We start from the raw sequence: 15,057 nt of genomic DNA on the forward strand, positions 1-15,057 counted from the left end.
CTCGCAGCGCCCGCCGCACGTCTCCGCGGTCCTTGTTATCATTTCAAACTTTACGGCGTTGCAATTCGGCGGCGTCCTACGCTCGTTTAGGAAGGGAAACATGAAAACCAAGGCTGCAGTTGCATGGAAGGCGGGCCATCCGCTCACGATCGAAGAAGTCGAACTCGAAGGCCCGAAGGCCGGCGAGGTACTCGTCGAAGTCAAGGCGACCGGCATCTGCCACACCGATTACTACACGCTGTCGGGTGCCGACCCGGAAGGCCTGTTCCCGGCCATCCTCGGCCATGAAGGCGCGGGCGTGGTGGTCGATGTCGGTCCGGGCGTCACCAGCCTGCGCAAGGACGACCACGTCATTCCGCTGTACACGCCGGAATGCCGCCAGTGCAAGTTCTGCCTGTCGCAGAAGACCAACCTGTGCCAGGCGATCCGCTCCACGCAGGGCCGCGGCCTGATGCCCGACGCGACTTCCCGCTTCTCGCTCGACGGCAAGCCGCTGTACCACTACATGGGCACCTCGACCTTCTCGAACTACATCGTGGTGCCGGAAATCGCGCTGGCCAAGGTGCGTTCGGACGCGCCTTTCGACAAGATCTGCTACATCGGCTGCGGCGTCACCACCGGTATCGGCGCGGTGATCTTCACCGCCAAGGTGGAGGCGGGCGCCAACGTGGTCGTGTTCGGCCTGGGCGGCATCGGCCTGAACGTGATCCAGGCAGCGAAGATGGTCGGCGCCGACAAGATCATCGGCGTGGACCTGAACCCGGAACGCGAGGCGATGGCGCGCAAGTTCGGCATGACCCACTTCATCAACCCGACCCAGGTCGAGAACGTGGTCGACAGCATCGTCGGGCTGACCGACGGCGGCGCCGACTACAGCTTCGAGTGCGTCGGCAACGTCACCACCATGCGCCAGGCGCTCGAGTGCTGCCACAAGGGCTGGGGCCAGTCGATCATCATCGGCGTGGCGGCGGCCGGCCAGGAGATCTCGACCCGTCCGTTCCAGCTGGTGACCGGCCGGGTGTGGAAAGGCTCGGCCTTCGGCGGCGCGCGCGGGCGCACCGACGTGCCCAAGATCGTCGACTGGTACATGGAAAACAAGATCAACATCGACGACCTGATCACCCACCACCTGCCGCTCGAGCGCATCAACGAAGGCTTCGACCTGATGAAGTCGGGCGAGTCGATCCGCTCAGTCGTCGTGTTTTGATCTCCGCCTGACGCATGCTTCCTGCGCGGCCTCCGGGCCGCGTTTTCCATTCTGTTCCGCCAATCCTGCCGCCTGTCGCACCGGGCTCGCCGGCAGCCCCGCGCACGCCTACAGTGCCAGCATGCCGACGCTGTCGGCTCAAAGTAGAAAAAAAGTTCTAGACAATTTTATCTAGAACTTTTAATCTAGTTGCGAATGACGGAAAGGGAGTACCGATGAACGAACTGGTCGGCACGGCCGCGTCCAGCCTGGCCTGGGCACTGATCGATTTCCTGTGGCAGGGCCTGGTGCTCGGCTGGATCGCCGCGCTGTTGTTGGCGCTGATGCGCAAGGCGCGGCCGCAAGCCCGTTACCTGGTGGCCTGCGGCGCGCTGCTGCTGTGCGCGGCGCTGCCGCTGGCCGGCACCGTGCAGCGCATCGCCGCTGCAGATACCGGCGCGCCGAGCTCCTCGCTGGCGCTGGCGGCAAGGCAGGCCGGCGCGGTGGCGGCAGGGCGGCTGCCGGCCGCCGTGATCGATGCCGGCCGCTTCGCCGGCTGGGAGTCGGCGCTGCAGGAGCGGTTGCCGCTGGTGGTGCTGTTCTGGTCGCTCGGCGCCGGCGTACTGGCACTGCGCATGGTGTGCGGGCTGGCCTGGGTGCGCCGCCGTAGTCGCCCCGGCCAGTACCGGCTTCATCCGACCTGGCAGCTGCGCCTCGACCGGATGGCGCGCGGCATGGGGATCGCCCGCCGCGTCACGCTCGGCGTGGTCGACGATTTGACCAGTCCGGTGACGGCCGGCTGGTGGCGGCCGGTGGTGCTGGTGCCGGCGGCGCTGGTCTCGGGCATGCCGCCGCAGCTGCTGGAAGCGCTGCTGGCCCACGAACTGGCGCATGTGCGCCGCTGCGATTACCTGGTGAATGTGCTTCAGAGCGCGATCGAGATCCTGCTGTTCTACCACCCGGCCGTGTGGTGGCTGTCGCACCGGATCCGCGAAGAGCGCGAACAGATTGCAGATGATGTAGCCGCAAGCACGCTCGGCGAACCGCGGCGCCTGGCCCTTGCATTGTCCGAACTGGACTTGTTCCAGTTCACCCCGCAACTTGCCCCAGCAGCACATGGAGGAAATCTTATGTCCCGCATTAAACGCCTGGTTCGTCCCGAAGCCGAACCGCTGAACTGGAAACTCGCCTTGCCGATCCTGGGCCTGGCCGCCTGCGCCGCGTTCTATTCCTGGTCGGCGCCCGCGCATGCCGCCGCCGAACCGGCGTCCGGGCCGGCGCGCAGCGCGCAACAGGAAGCGCGCAACGAAGGCCGCGTCGTCAAACCCGGCGCCGAGCCGCCCTATGCCCTTGTGCGCGCAGGCGACAAAGGAATGAGCATGAGCGGCAGCAGCGACGATTGGGATGAGGTCAAGCAGGCCCGGGACCGCATTGGTGGGAACTTCCTGTGGTTCCGCGAAGGCGGGCAGGCGTACATCATCCAGGATGCCGCCATGCTGGCACGGATCGATGCAGCCTGGGCGCCGGTGAACAAGCTGGGCAAACAGATGGACGTGTACGGCAAGGAAATGGACGTGCACGGCAAGAAAATGGATGTGCTCGGCAAGGAAATGGAAGTGGCAGCGCGCGGCTTCAAGCCGGACGAGGGCCAGGTCCGCCGCATCGAAGAGCGCATGGAAGCGCTCGGCGAAGAGATGGACAGGCTCGGCAAGCGGATGGGGACGACCGACAGCGTCAAGGAACGCGAGCGCCTCCAGAAGCGCATGGGCGAAGTCGGCAAGCAGTTGTCGGCGGCGGGCGAGGAGATCAGCCGGCTCCACGACCAGCCCGGCATGGACCAGGCCCGCAAGTCGATGGACGAGATCGGCCGCCGCATGGGCGAGGCCGGCAAGCCGATGGAGGCGATCGGCGAGAAAATGGGCGCGCTCGGCAAGGAGATGGAACGCGAGAGCAAGGCGGCCGACAAGACGGTGCGCGCGCTGATCCGCGAAGCCCGGGAAAAAGGACTGGCCAAGCCGGTGCCGCAGGCGGGTTGACCTGCCTGCGGGGCCAGCCAGGAGCCCTGTTGCAAAAGAAAAAGGCCTGCCGCTTCCAGCGACAGGCCTTTTTTTACCACATGGTCAAAAATCGCCGACGCATGCAGCCTCAGCAGCATGCGCCGATGTGGGCGATTTTATTGCTGCGCGATCTTGCCGCGCCACGCGCCGGTTTCCGAGCCGCGTTTCTCCAGCAGTTCCTTGAAGTTGTGCAGGTTGCCGCGCAGCTCCATGCGGACGGCGCCCATGGCGTCGCCAACGGTTTCGACCGCGCCGTCCGGCTCATAGTCCATCTGGACCATGACGCGGCAGCAGTTGTCCGAGATTTTGTGGAAGGTGGCGACGCCGCCGTTCTTCACGCCGGTGACGCTGCGCCATGCGATGCGCTTGTCCGGCACCTGTTCGGTGATCTCGACATCCCACTCCTTCTCTTCGCCGGCGACGTTGGCGCGCCAGTGCAGGTGCTTGTCGTCGAGCTGGCGGATTTCCTTCACGCTCTTCATGAACTGCGGGAAATCTTCGAACTGCGTCCACTGGTTATAGGCGGTCTTGACCGGGACGTTGATCTCGATCGACTCGGACACCGACGAGCTGGCGCCATAGCCGGTACGGTTCTGTTTCAGTTTTTTCGACAGCATCATGCCACCGACAGCGAGTGCGGCAACGGTAACTACGCGGTTCAGCATAAGTATTCTCCTTTGGGCTGGGAAGCCTCTCCACATGCATGATTGGTCTGGCCCGGAACGCGGCATGTGGAGGCCTTGGCTTCGTTACGTTCTTGGTCCGACGGGCCACGCGAACTGTCGCGAATCTCTGTTTAAAATAAGCGAAAAGACAATCGGGCGGCGCGCGAAAGGATGGGCCGCTTATACTGATGAGTCCGTTATTGGCCGCCAGAAAGGAGACCAAAATGAACTTGCAAGGAGGATGTTTCTGCGGTGCAGTTCGCTATGCGGTAACAGGCGAGATCTTCAACAGTACGCTGTGCCACTGCAGCGACTGCCGCAGGATCTCCGGGGCGCCGACCCTGGCCTGGTTCAGCGCGCGTCGCGCCGACTTTCGTTTCACGCAAGGTGCTCCGGCACGCTTCGTGTCGAGCGAACACGTGCAGCGCGGCTTCTGTCCGCTGTGCGGCACCACGCTGAGCTTCGAAGACAGCCGCTGGCCGGAAGAACTCGACATCACCAGCGCCAGCCTCGACGACCCGGAACAGGCGCCGCCGGGCGACCATACCTTCGTGCGCAGCCGCCTGCAATGGATGAAGCTGCACGACGGCCTGCCCGAATATCCGACGACGCGCTCCGCCGGCAAGTGATTTTCCGCCTTGCCTTCCGGCGCGGCGCCGGGCAGGCGCCGGCATTGCTCGCATCCTAGCGCCGCCGGATCTGCGAGTCGCTCATCTGGCCCTGCGTGTGCACCATGTTGGCCTCGAACGCCTGCATCTCCAGCCCCACCGTTATCATGTCCACGCCCGAGCCTTCGATGCGCGGGAACAGCTGGATTTCCTCTTCCTGGATATGGGCCGTGACCGCACCGATCAGTTCGCGCATCAGCTGGTCGCTGTGGGCGTCGTCGAGCGGCATGCGCTCCAGCGTCGCCAGCAGCGCATCGACTTTCCGATGGGCCTGCTCGAAGTGGGCGATCAGCGGTTCGTCGATGCTGCGTACCGCCGGGTAGAAGACCGATTCCTCCAGCTGCGAATGCAGGTACAGGGCCTGCAGGATCTGCTTGCCGGCCTGTTTCTTCACTTCCCGGCTGTCGCTGTTCAGATACTTGTCGGCCAGCGCGCGCACCATGTCGTGGTCGCGCACCAGCGCCTCGACCGGGCGGTCGACCGGAAAGGCGCCATGCCTGCCTGTTTCGTGTTCGCTTGCCATACCATCCTCCCTTGATTACTCGTTGCCCGGGCGGCGAACGGCACGCCGCCGCCACGGTCTTTCAGGCTAGCGCAGACGGCGCAAAGATCAATACGCGCATGTTTGACGCAGCCTGCCGCGACTGTTGCAAAGCTGGATGGGCATACAGTAATCACAGCGTTATAATGGCCGGATGCAGAATCTCCTCCATAATCTCAATCCCGAACAGCTCGCCGCCGTCACCCTGCCGTCGCAGAGCGCGCTGATCCTGGCCGGCGCCGGTTCCGGCAAGACGCGCGTGCTCACGACCCGCATCGCCTGGCTGATCCAGACCGGGCAGGTGTCGCCCGCCGGCATCATGGCCGTGACCTTCACGAACAAGGCGGCGAAGGAGATGCTGACCCGCCTGTCTTCCATGCTGCCGATCAATACGCGCGGCATGTGGATCGGCACCTTCCACGGCCTGTGCAACCGCCTGCTGCGCACCCACTATAAAGATGCGGCCTTGCCGCAGGCCTTCCAGATCCTCGATTCGCAAGACCAGCTCTCGCTCATCAAGCGTCTGCTGAAGGCGAACAACGTGGACGACGAAAAATACCCGGCCAAGGCGCTGATGTACTTCATCAACAACGCCAAGGAACAGGGCCTGCGCGCCAACCGGCTCGAGCCGAACGACCCGATCGAGCGTCGCATGATCGAGCTCTACGAGCTGTACGAGGGCCAGTGCCAGCGCGAGGGCGTGGTCGATTTCGCCGAACTGCTGCTGCGTTCGTACGAACTGCTGGCGCGCAACGGACCGCTGCGCCAGCACTACCAGATGCGCTTCCGCCACATCCTGGTCGACGAGTTCCAGGACACCAACGACCTGCAGTACAACTTGCTGAAACTGCTGGCCGGCCACGACGAGGAGGGCGGCGGCGCCATCTTCGCCGTCGGCGACGACGACCAGAGCATCTATGCCTTCCGTGGCGCCAACGTCGGCAACATGCAGGCCTTCGAGCGCGAATTCCGCGTCAAGAACCTGATCAAGCTGGAGCAGAACTACCGCTCCTTCGGCCACATCCTCGACAGCGCCAACTACCTGATCGCCAACAACACCAAGCGTTTAGGGAAGAACCTGCGTACCGATGCGGGGCAGGGCGAGCAGGTGCGGGTGTACGAGGCCAGCTCCGACCTCGAAGAGGCGCAGTGGATCATCGAGGAAGCCAAGAGCCTGATGAACGAGGGCCTGTCGCGCAGCGAGATCGCGATCCTGTACCGTTCCAACGCGCAGAGCCGCGTGATCGAGCATGCGCTGTTCGCGGCCGGCCTGCCCTATACCGTGTATGGCGGCCTGCGCTACTTCCAGCGCGCCGAGGTCAAGCACGCCATCGCCTATCTGCAGCTAATGGACAACCCGCACAACGATTCGGCTTTCATGCGCGTGGTGAACTTCCCCACCCGCGGCATCGGCGCGCGCTCGATCGAGCAGCTGCAGATGGCGGCCGATTCCTACGGCGTTTCGCTGTACGCGGCGGTGCCCTACATGACGGGCAAGGCCGGCGGCGCGCTCGGCGCCTTCGTGAAACTGGTCGAATCGGCGCGTTTCGAAACCCAGCAACTGCCGCTGCCCGAACTGGTGAGCGTGGTGCTGGAGCGCAGCGGCCTGTTGCAGCATTACCAGAACGAGAAAGAAGGCGCCGACCGCATCGAGAACCTCGAGCAGATGGTCAACGCGGCCACCCAGTTCGTGCAGGAAGAAGGCTTCGGCCAGGGCGCCCCGGCCCATCTCGGCCCGCAGGCGCTGCCGCAGATCGGCGAAGCCATCGTCAACCAGGACGGCATCGAGATCCTCGATGCCGACGCCCCGCTGGCCAGCGTGATGTCGCCGCTGTCGGCCTTCCTCACGCACGCCTCGCTGGAAGCGGGCGACGCCCAGGCGCAAGCCGGCCAGGACGCGCTGCAACTGATGACGGTGCACTCGGCCAAGGGCCTGGAATTCGACGCGGTGTTCATCACCGGCCTCGAAGAAGGCCTGTTCCCGCACGAGAGCAGCGCGCGCGAACTCGACGGCGTCGACGAGGAGCGGCGCCTGATGTACGTGGCGATCACGCGCGCGCGCAAGCGTTTATATATGAGCTTTACCCAGCAGCGCATGCTGCACGGCCAGACCCGCTTCAACATGAAGTCGCGCTTCTTCGACGAGCTGCCCGAGGAGTCGATCAAGTGGCTGTCGCCGCGCGTGCAGACCAACTGGTTCGCCGGCCGCAAGCAGACCACGGCCTGGGACGACGCCGCCTTCCGCGACGGTTCCGACAACAAGATCGCGCAGCAGATCACGCAAAAATCCGGCAACGGCTCGGGTTGGCGCGTGGGAGAGAGCGTTTCCCATGCCAAGTTCGGCGAAGGGGTGATCGTGAATATCGAGGGTGGGGCAGGGGCGGCGCGCGCCCAGATCAACTTCGGTTCGGCGGGGATGAAGGTGCTCGACCTGTCGGTGGCGAAGCTGGAGCGGATCGGCCGGTAGGGTGGACGGCTTCGCCGTCCGCGCGTTCAAACCGACCATGCATCGACGCGACGCCTTTTATCATCGTCCGGTCGAACGCGCGGTCGGCAGAGCCGACCACCCTACTTGGTCAGGTTGACGCCGCCGGTCGGTGCACCATCCACCGGCTTCCCGAAAATCTGCCGATACCCCGCATACATCGCGCACTGCAGCAGCAGGATGAACAGGAAGATCAGCCACATGATCACCACCCGCGTCAGGTTGGAGGCGCCCAGCAGCAGCGTGACCAGCATGCAGATGCCGAAGAAGATCGCAAACCAGGCCAGCAGCAGCACCATGAACACGCGCGCGCTGCGCACCACGGCGAAAAAGCTGTAGAAGGTGGCCTTGCCCGGTCCCATCTTCTGCCAGTAGGCCAGCGGCGCGGCGAAGCAGAGCGCCATCAAGGCGGCGACGTCCAGCCCGAAGATCATGAACATCGCCAGGATGTCCGACCCCGCCACCTGCGCCTGGCCGCCTTCGCGCCCTTGCCGCGCCACCTGCTCCCAGAAGTCCGGGTCGACCGCGAAACGCGTGATCACGGCCATCAGCAGCGACACGCCCAGGTAGACCAGTCCCACCTTGCACAGGTCCTTGACCACCGGCTGGCGAAAGCCCGTCAGCAGCACGGCCGGCGTGACGCGCTCGCCGTTCTCGATCATCAGGCAGGCCTTCATGAAGGCCATCGAGAACGAGGGAATCAGGATCACCGCGATCATCGGCCCGAGCAGGGGCACTGCGCTGATGCCGATGCTGATCAGGATGTTCGCGAACAGCAGCGTGGTGAGCGCGGCCGGTTGTTTGCGGAACAGGCCGGCGCCTTGCTTGAGCCAGTGCCAGCCGGTGATTGCGGGGAGAGAGTTCATGTGGGCAGATCGGGCGCGCCGCGTTCGATGCGGGCGCGCAGGATGCGTTCAAAGTGGGTGGGGTCGTGGGGCGTGAGCAGTTCTGCCGCACGCGGAATATGCAGATCGTACAGGCGCGACAGCCAGAAGCGCAGTGCGCCGGCGCGCAGCATCGGCAGCCAGGCAGCCCGCTCCTGCGGCGTGAACGGACGCACGGCATGGTAGGCGGCCAGCAGGGCATGCACGCGGGCCTCGTCGAGCCAGCCGGTCGCCAGGTCGACGCACCAGTCGTTGACGGTCACGGCGACGTCGAACAGCCAGGTGTCGACGCCGGCAAAATAAAAGTCGAAGCAGCCGGTCAGGCGCTCGCCGTCGAACATCACGTTGTTGCGGAACAGGTCGGCGTGCACCGGGCCGCGCATCAAGGCGGCGTAGGTGGCGGTCGCGGCAAAGTCGCCCTGGTACCGCACTTCATTGCGCAGCAGTTCCGCTTCGGACGCCGAAATCAGCGGCAGCACGGTGGGGGCGGTGGCGGCGATCCAGTCCAGGCCGCGCAGGTTCGGCTGGCTGAGGGCGAAGTCGCGCCCGGCCAGGTGCATGCGCGCCAGCATCGTGCCGACTTCGGCGCAATGCGGCGGCTGCGGGTCGAGCTGCGAGGCGCCGCTCAGGCGGCTGACGATGATGGCCGGCTTGCCGTGCAGGGTGACCACCAGCTCGCCCTCGGCGTTCGGCACCGGCGCCGGCACCGGAATGCCGCGCTCGGCCAGGTGGCGCATCAGCTGCACGTAGAAGGGCAACTGCTCGCGTCCGAGGTTTTCGAAAACGGTCAGCACGAATTCCCCACGCTCTGTCGTGAGGAAGAAATTGCTATTGTCGATGCCGGAAGAAATGCCCTGGAGCGCGAGGGCGCGGCCGAGGGGGAACTGCTTGATCCACTGGGAAAGATCGTCCAGCGAGACCGCGGTAAAAACTGCCATGAGCTAGCAACAAGGTGAGGGTCGGCTGCCGCGATCCAAAGCAGCGGCAGCGTCAGGATTTATTTTTTTTCGACAGGTTCCAGCGGTGGCGGTGGCGGCGCATCGGCGCGTGGCGGTACGCCCGCCCTGGCCGGCGCCGGGGACGGCGCCGCGTTGGCTGGATCGGCGGCCTGCTTTTTCGGGTTGCCGAAGTCGAATTCCATGACCTGCCATTGTGGGGCGCGGATCGCGCCGCTCTGGGCGTCGCCTGGTTGGGCGTTGCCGGGCGGGTTGTGCGGCTTCATGATGTAGCGGCTCTTGCCGGTGTCGACGACGACTTCGGTGACTTGCCCGCTGTTGTTCCGCTTTTCGATGATGCGGGTACGTTCTTTCGGCGGAATGGTGGTGGCCGGCACGTCGCTGCCCGGTTCAATACGCTCGAGCTGCGGTGGCGTCTGGGCCGGGCGGGCGGCTTGCTGCTGAACCGGCTGCTGCTGGGACTGTGCCGTGGCCAGGCCGGCATGCGCGATCAGGCTCAGAGCCCCGCACAGGGACAGGAGTTTCAGGCGGGAAGATGTGCGCAACATGATGGTCACCTTGTGTCGTTTAGTTCATTGTAACAAACCGACACGCTTCCCTGTGAAAAGTGTGCGTGAACTGGAACCGCCCTGTCCGCCTTGTTCGGTGCGTCGCCGCGGCCGATTCTGCGATAATGCCGGACACTTTGGCGCTTGCGCCGGCTCACTTTTTTATGTCGCCCTATGGAAAATACCCTGCTGCTGGTTGACGGCTCCAGCTATCTCTACCGCGCTTACCATGCGCTGCCCGACCTGCGCAGCGCGGACGGTTTCCCGACCGGCGCCATGCACGGCATGGTCAACATGCTGCGCCGCCTGCGCGCCGACTATCCGGCGGCCTATATCGCCTGCGTGTTCGACGCCAAGGGCAAGACCTTCCGCGACGAGCTCTACCCGGAATACAAGGCCACCCGCGCCTCGATGCCGGAAGACCTGGGCAAGCAGATCGAACCGATCCACGAAGTGGTGCGCCACATGGGCTGGCCGATCCTGATGGTCGACGGCGTCGAGGCCGACGACGTGATCGGCACCCTGGCGGTGCAGGCTACCGCGCGCGGCATGAAGACCGTGATTTCGACCGGCGACAAGGACCTGGCGCAGCTGGTCAACGACCGGGTCATGCTCATCAATACGATGAGCAACGAGAAACTGGACGAGGCCGGCGTCATCGCCAAGTTCGGCGTGCCGCCGAACCGCATCATCGACTACCTGACCCTGATCGGCGATACCGTCGACAACGTCCCGGGCGTGAGCAAGTGCGGCCCGAAGACGGCGGTGAAGTGGCTGGCCCTGCATGGCTCGCTCGACGGCGTGATCGAGAACGCCCACAGCATCGGCGGCGCGGTCGGCAAGAACCTGCTCGCCGCGCTCGACTGGCTGCCGAAAGGCCGCGAACTGATCACCGTGAAGACCGACTGCGACCTGGTCAAGCACGTGGTCTCGTTCGAGGAAACCCTGGTCGGCCGTCCCGAAGACGCCGGGGCCCTGCGCGACTTCTTCCAGCGCTACGGTTTCAAGACCATGCTGCGCGAACTGGGCGGCGGCAATGGACGTGCCGATGGCGCAGTCGCCCCGGCCCGCGGCGCGGGCCCGGGCGGCGCGCCGCTCAATTCCCCCGAGGGCGCCTCCGGCACCCTGCCGGGCATGGCCGTCATCAAGGGCGAGTACGAGACCATCCTCCTCGAGGAGCAGCTCGACAAGTGGCTGGCCCTGGTCGACGCGGCCGAGCTGACCTCGGTCGACACCGAAACCACCTCGCTCGATCCGATGACGGCCGAGATGGTCGGCATCTCGCTGTCGGTCGAAGCGGGCAAGGGCGCCTACATCCCGGTGGCGCACCGCTATGCCGGCGCGCCCGACCAGCTGTCGCGCGAACACGTGCTCGAGCGGATGCGCCCCTGGCTGGAGAATCCGGCCAAGCCCAAGCTGGGCCAGAACCTCAAGTACGACATGCACATCTTCGAAAACCACGGCATCAGGCTGAAGGGGATCGTGCACGACACGCTGCTGGAGTCCTACGTGTTCGAGTCGCACAAGCCGCACGACATGGACACCATGGCCATGCGCCACCTCGGCTACACCACGATTCCCTACGTGGACGTGTGCGGCAAGGGCGCCAGCCAGATCTGCTTCGACCAGGTGGAACTGGGCCGCGCCACCGAGTATGCCGGCGAGGATTCCGACATCACCCTGCGACTGCACCAGGCGATGCTGGGCCACGTCGAGGCCGACAAGGGCCTGGCCTACATCTACCGCAACATCGAGATGCCGACCATGGAAGTGCTGCAGAAGATCGAGCGCAACGGCGTGCTGATCGACGCCGAGCTGCTTGCCGTGCAGTCGGGCGAGCTGGGTGCGCGCATGCTGGAGCTGGAACAGCAGGCCTATGAACTGGCCGGCGGTCCCTTCAACCTCGGTTCGCCCAAGCAGATCGGCGAGATCTTCTTCGTGAAACTCGGCCTGCCGGTGATCAAGAAGACCGCCACCGGCGCGCCGTCCACCGATGAAGAGGTGCTGCAGAAACTGGCCGAGGATTACCCGCTGCCCAAGATCCTGCTCGAGCACCGCGGCATGTCGAAGCTCAAGTCGACCTACACCGACAAGCTGCCGAAGATGGTCAACCAGAAGACCGGCCGCGTGCATACCAACTACGCGCAGGCGGTGGCGATCACCGGCCGCCTGTCCTCGAACGAGCCGAACCTGCAAAACATCCCGGTGCGTAACGCCGAAGGCCGCCGCATCCGCGAAGCCTTCATCGCAGCGCCCGGCAACGTGATCGTCTCTGCCGACTATTCGCAGATCGAGCTGCGCATCATGGCGCATATCTCGGGCGACCCGGCCATGCTGAAAGCCTTTGCGGACGGCGAGGACATCCACCGCGCCACCGCCGCCGAGATCTTCGGGGTCAACCCGGAAGAAGTGCAGAGCGAGCAGCGCCGCTACGCCAAGGTGATCAACTTCGGCCTGATCTACGGCATGAGCGCCTTTGGCCTGGCCCAGAACCTGGGCATCGAGCGCGGCGCCGCGGCCAGCTACATCGACCGCTATTTCGCGCGCTTCGCCGGCGTGAAGCAGTACATGGACGAGACCCGCCTGCAGGCGAAGGCGCGCGGCTATGTCGAGACCGTGTTCGGGCGCCGCTTGTGGCTCCCCGAGATCAACTCCCCGAACGGCCCGCGCCGCGCCGGCGCCGAACGCGCGGCGATCAATGCGCCGATGCAGGGCACGGCGGCCGACCTGATCAAGCTGGCGATGATCGCGGTGCAGGGCTGGATCGAGACCGACCAGCTGGCCACGCGCATGATCATGCAGGTGCACGACGAACTGGTGCTCGAAGTGCCGGAAGCCGAGCTGGAACTGGTGCGGGTGAAGCTGCCGGAGCTGATGGCGGGCGTGGCGACCTTGAGGGTGCCGCTGGTGGCCGAGACCGGCGTGGGGCCGAACTGGGAGCAAGCGCACTGAAGGGCGAAAGCCGCGACGGCGTGACGATCTCGTAGACCAGGCACGAGCGCTTCGATCCGGGCGCCGGCAGCACCGACCTGGCCGGCCTGCCGCTGTGCGCGGCTTACGGCAACGGCGCCGGATGGGAGTCGCGGCCGCGATGGTGCGGCATGACCGGTGCAAGGACGGGTACTGCCTGGAACCGGTGGTGCAGGTGGTGCCGATCGCCCCGCTCGACAGCAAGCGTGCGCCGCTCCGGACTTTGCTAAGATAGCAAGACTATCCAACACAACCGGAGGGGTGCACATGAAAGATCTCATCAGCGATGCCGAAAGCCTGCTGTCCGCCAGTGCGTTCAAAGAGGGCGTCGACCGCCGTGTCTTCCTGAAAGCAGCCGCAGGCGGCGGCTTCGCCGTCGCCGCGCTGCCGGTAGTCGCGCAGACCCAGGTCCAGACCAGCGCCGAGGGCCTCGATGCCGCCGACCACATCGTCGTCGTCAACGGCCAGGACGTGCCGGTCTACCGCGCCCAGCCCAAGGACCGCAGCAACCTGCCGGTGATCCTGGTCATCTCCGAGATCTTCGGCGTCCACGAGCACATCAAGGACGTCGTGCGCCGCTTCGCCAAGGCCGGCTACCTGGCCGTGGCCCCGGACCTGTTCGTGCGCCAGGGCGACGCGACCAAGACCCCGATGCCCGCCCTGATGAAGGACATCATCGCCAAGGTGCCCGACGCCCAGGTCATGACGGACCTCGACACCATCGTCAAATGGACCAGGCAGCGCGGCGGCAACACCGACAAGCTGGGGATCACCGGTTTCTGCTGGGGCGGCCGCATCACCTGGCTGTACGCGGCCCATAACCCGAACGTCAAGGCCGGCGTGGCCTGGTACGGCCGCCTGGTGGGCGACACCAACCCGCTGCAGCCGAAACACCCGATCGACGTCGCCCAGAACCTGAAGGCGCCGGTGCTCGGCCTGTACGGCGGCAAGGACACCGGCATCCCGCTGGAGTCGGTGGAGCGCATGCGCAAGCTGCTCGACGCCGGCAACAGCCGCTCGAAGATCCACGTCTATCCGAACTCGGGCCACGCCTTCCACGCCGACTACCGCCCCAGCTACAACGCCGAGGATGCGAAGGACGGCTGGAGCAAGGCGCTGAACTGGTTCTCCACCCACGGCGTCGCCTGATCTTGCACGGAGGCAGACCGGGCAGGGTACAATGCCCGGTTTGCCGCTCTGCGCAAGACCAGAACTAGAGGCCTTCAAATCGACCCCGTCCTATCTTCCATCCTGCTGGCGACGCTCGTCGCCGGCGTCGTCAGCATCACAGGCGCTGCCGTCTTCTCGTTCGCGCTGCTGTCGAAAGTGGTGGAACGGATGGTCAGCCTGTCGGTCGGCATCATGCTGGCCACCTCGCTGCTGCACGCGCTGCCGGAAGCCTTCGAATCCGGCACCGACCCGCGCAGCCTGTTCGCGACCTTGCTGGGCGGCCTGCTGGCCTTCTTCGTGCTGGAGAAACTGGCGATCCTGCGCCATTCGCACCACCACGAAGGCGACGGCCATCACCACGCCCACGGCCATGACGCCCACCAGGCCGGCAAATCCGGCTGGATGATCCTGCTGGGCGATGCGATGCACAACTTCACCGACGGCATCCTGATCGCCGCGGCCTTCCTCGCCAATCCGGAGCTGGGCATCGTCACCGCGCTGGCCATCGTCGCCCACGAGATCCCGCAGGAGATCGGCGACTTCATCGTGCTGCTCAACGCCGGCTTCTCGCGCCTGCGCGCCTACGTCTTCAACCTGCTGTGCAGCCTGATGGCGGTGCTGGGTGGCCTGCTCGGCTACTTCACGCTGGACCAGGCCAGCGGCCTGATCCCCTATGTGCTGGTATTCGCGTCCTCGGGCTTCATCTACATCGCCGTGAGCGACCTGATGCCCCAGATGCAGCGCCGCGCCACCGTGCGCGAGTCGGTGCCGCAGGTGCTGCTTATCCTGCTGGGCGTCGCGATCGTGCTGGCCCTGAATCACGCCTACTGAATCACTTCTTGCTGGTGGCGCGCCGCCCCCATCCCCTGGCGGCAGGACGGCGCATGCGTTCGCTTCTTGCGCGTCTAATGATAATGACTTATCATT

General features: G+C 65.2%; 12 protein-coding genes. 7 read left to right on the top strand and 5 right to left on the bottom strand.

Features of this window, described 5'->3' with window-relative positions:
- The first annotated feature begins 100 nt into the window (after nucleotides 1-100).
- Complete coding sequence (locus IM543_05280) at nucleotides 101-1,207, top strand: S-(hydroxymethyl)glutathione dehydrogenase/class III alcohol dehydrogenase (GenBank protein ID QOY95279.1); 1,107 nt, start codon at nucleotides 101-103, stop codon at nucleotides 1,205-1,207.
- Nucleotides 1,208-1,422: 215 nt separating this feature from the next.
- Complete coding sequence (locus tag IM543_05285; protein ID QOY95280.1) at nucleotides 1,423-3,222, top strand: hypothetical protein; 1,800 nt, start codon at nucleotides 1,423-1,425, stop codon at nucleotides 3,220-3,222.
- Nucleotides 3,223-3,359: 137 nt separating this feature from the next.
- On the opposite strand, the gene IM543_05290 is transcribed toward IM543_05285, so the two are convergent.
- The gene (locus IM543_05290; GenBank protein ID QOY95281.1) at nucleotides 3,360-3,908 is read right to left on the bottom strand and encodes an SRPBCC family protein; all 549 of its coding nucleotides are present in this window, start codon (nucleotides 3,906-3,908) and stop codon (nucleotides 3,360-3,362) included.
- 224 nt (nucleotides 3,909-4,132) lie between these two features.
- Between IM543_05290 and IM543_05295 the strand changes: the two genes are divergently transcribed.
- Nucleotides 4,133-4,537 carry a GFA family protein gene (locus IM543_05295; protein QOY95282.1) on the top strand — a complete coding sequence of 135 codons (405 nt, stop codon included), beginning with the start codon at nucleotides 4,133-4,135 and terminating at the stop codon, nucleotides 4,535-4,537.
- A gap of 55 nt (nucleotides 4,538-4,592) precedes the next feature.
- Here the strand turns inward: IM543_05295 and IM543_05300 are convergent, their stop codons facing one another.
- Nucleotides 4,593-5,099, bottom strand: a complete 507-nt coding sequence (locus tag IM543_05300; GenBank protein ID QOY95283.1) for a hemerythrin domain-containing protein — start codon at nucleotides 5,097-5,099, stop codon at nucleotides 4,593-4,595.
- Nucleotides 5,100-5,271: 172 nt separating this feature from the next.
- Between IM543_05300 and IM543_05305 the strand changes: the two genes are divergently transcribed.
- A complete protein-coding gene (locus IM543_05305) occupies nucleotides 5,272-7,584 on the top strand; it encodes a UvrD-helicase domain-containing protein (protein QOY95284.1) in 2,313 nt (770 codons plus the stop codon).
- A gap of 101 nt (nucleotides 7,585-7,685) precedes the next feature.
- Here the strand turns inward: IM543_05305 and IM543_05310 are convergent, their stop codons facing one another.
- From IM543_05310 to IM543_05320, 3 genes are read right to left on the bottom strand one after another with little or no spacing between them, the layout of a single operon-like run.
- On the bottom strand, nucleotides 7,686-8,468 hold the full coding sequence (locus IM543_05310) for a hypothetical protein (GenBank protein ID QOY95285.1): 783 nt from the start codon (nucleotides 8,466-8,468) through the stop codon (nucleotides 7,686-7,688).
- On the bottom strand, nucleotides 8,465-9,424 hold the full coding sequence (locus tag IM543_05315; protein ID QOY95286.1) for a homoserine kinase: 960 nt from the start codon (nucleotides 9,422-9,424) through the stop codon (nucleotides 8,465-8,467). The genes IM543_05310 and IM543_05315 overlap by 4 nt, the downstream gene beginning before the upstream one ends.
- Nucleotides 9,425-9,483: 59 nt before the next feature.
- Nucleotides 9,484-9,990, bottom strand: a complete 507-nt coding sequence (locus tag IM543_05320; protein QOY95287.1) for a hypothetical protein — start codon at nucleotides 9,988-9,990, stop codon at nucleotides 9,484-9,486.
- A gap of 174 nt (nucleotides 9,991-10,164) precedes the next feature.
- Here IM543_05320 and polA point away from each other — a divergent pair, with 174 nt between their 5' ends.
- The 3 genes from polA to IM543_05335 all read left to right on the top strand — a co-directional run bounded on the left by polA (nucleotide 10,165) and on the right by IM543_05335 (nucleotide 14,961).
- Nucleotides 10,165-12,942 (top strand): DNA polymerase I, encoded by a 2,778-nt coding sequence (polA, locus tag IM543_05325; protein QOY95288.1) that lies wholly within the window; start codon nucleotides 10,165-10,167, stop codon nucleotides 12,940-12,942.
- A 285-nt stretch (nucleotides 12,943-13,227) separates the two neighbouring features.
- Nucleotides 13,228-14,109: a dienelactone hydrolase family protein gene (locus IM543_05330; GenBank protein QOY95289.1), complete on the top strand. Its 882-nt coding sequence runs from the start codon at nucleotides 13,228-13,230 to the stop codon at nucleotides 14,107-14,109.
- 102 nt (nucleotides 14,110-14,211) lie between these two features.
- A complete protein-coding gene (locus IM543_05335) occupies nucleotides 14,212-14,961 on the top strand; it encodes a ZIP family metal transporter (GenBank protein QOY96533.1) in 750 nt (249 codons plus the stop codon).
- The last annotated feature ends 96 nt before the right edge of the window (nucleotides 14,962-15,057 follow it).

Source organism: Massilia sp. UMI-21 (assembly GCA_015277795.1).
In the GTDB taxonomy this organism is placed as follows: Bacteria; Pseudomonadota; Gammaproteobacteria; order Burkholderiales; family Burkholderiaceae_D; genus Telluria.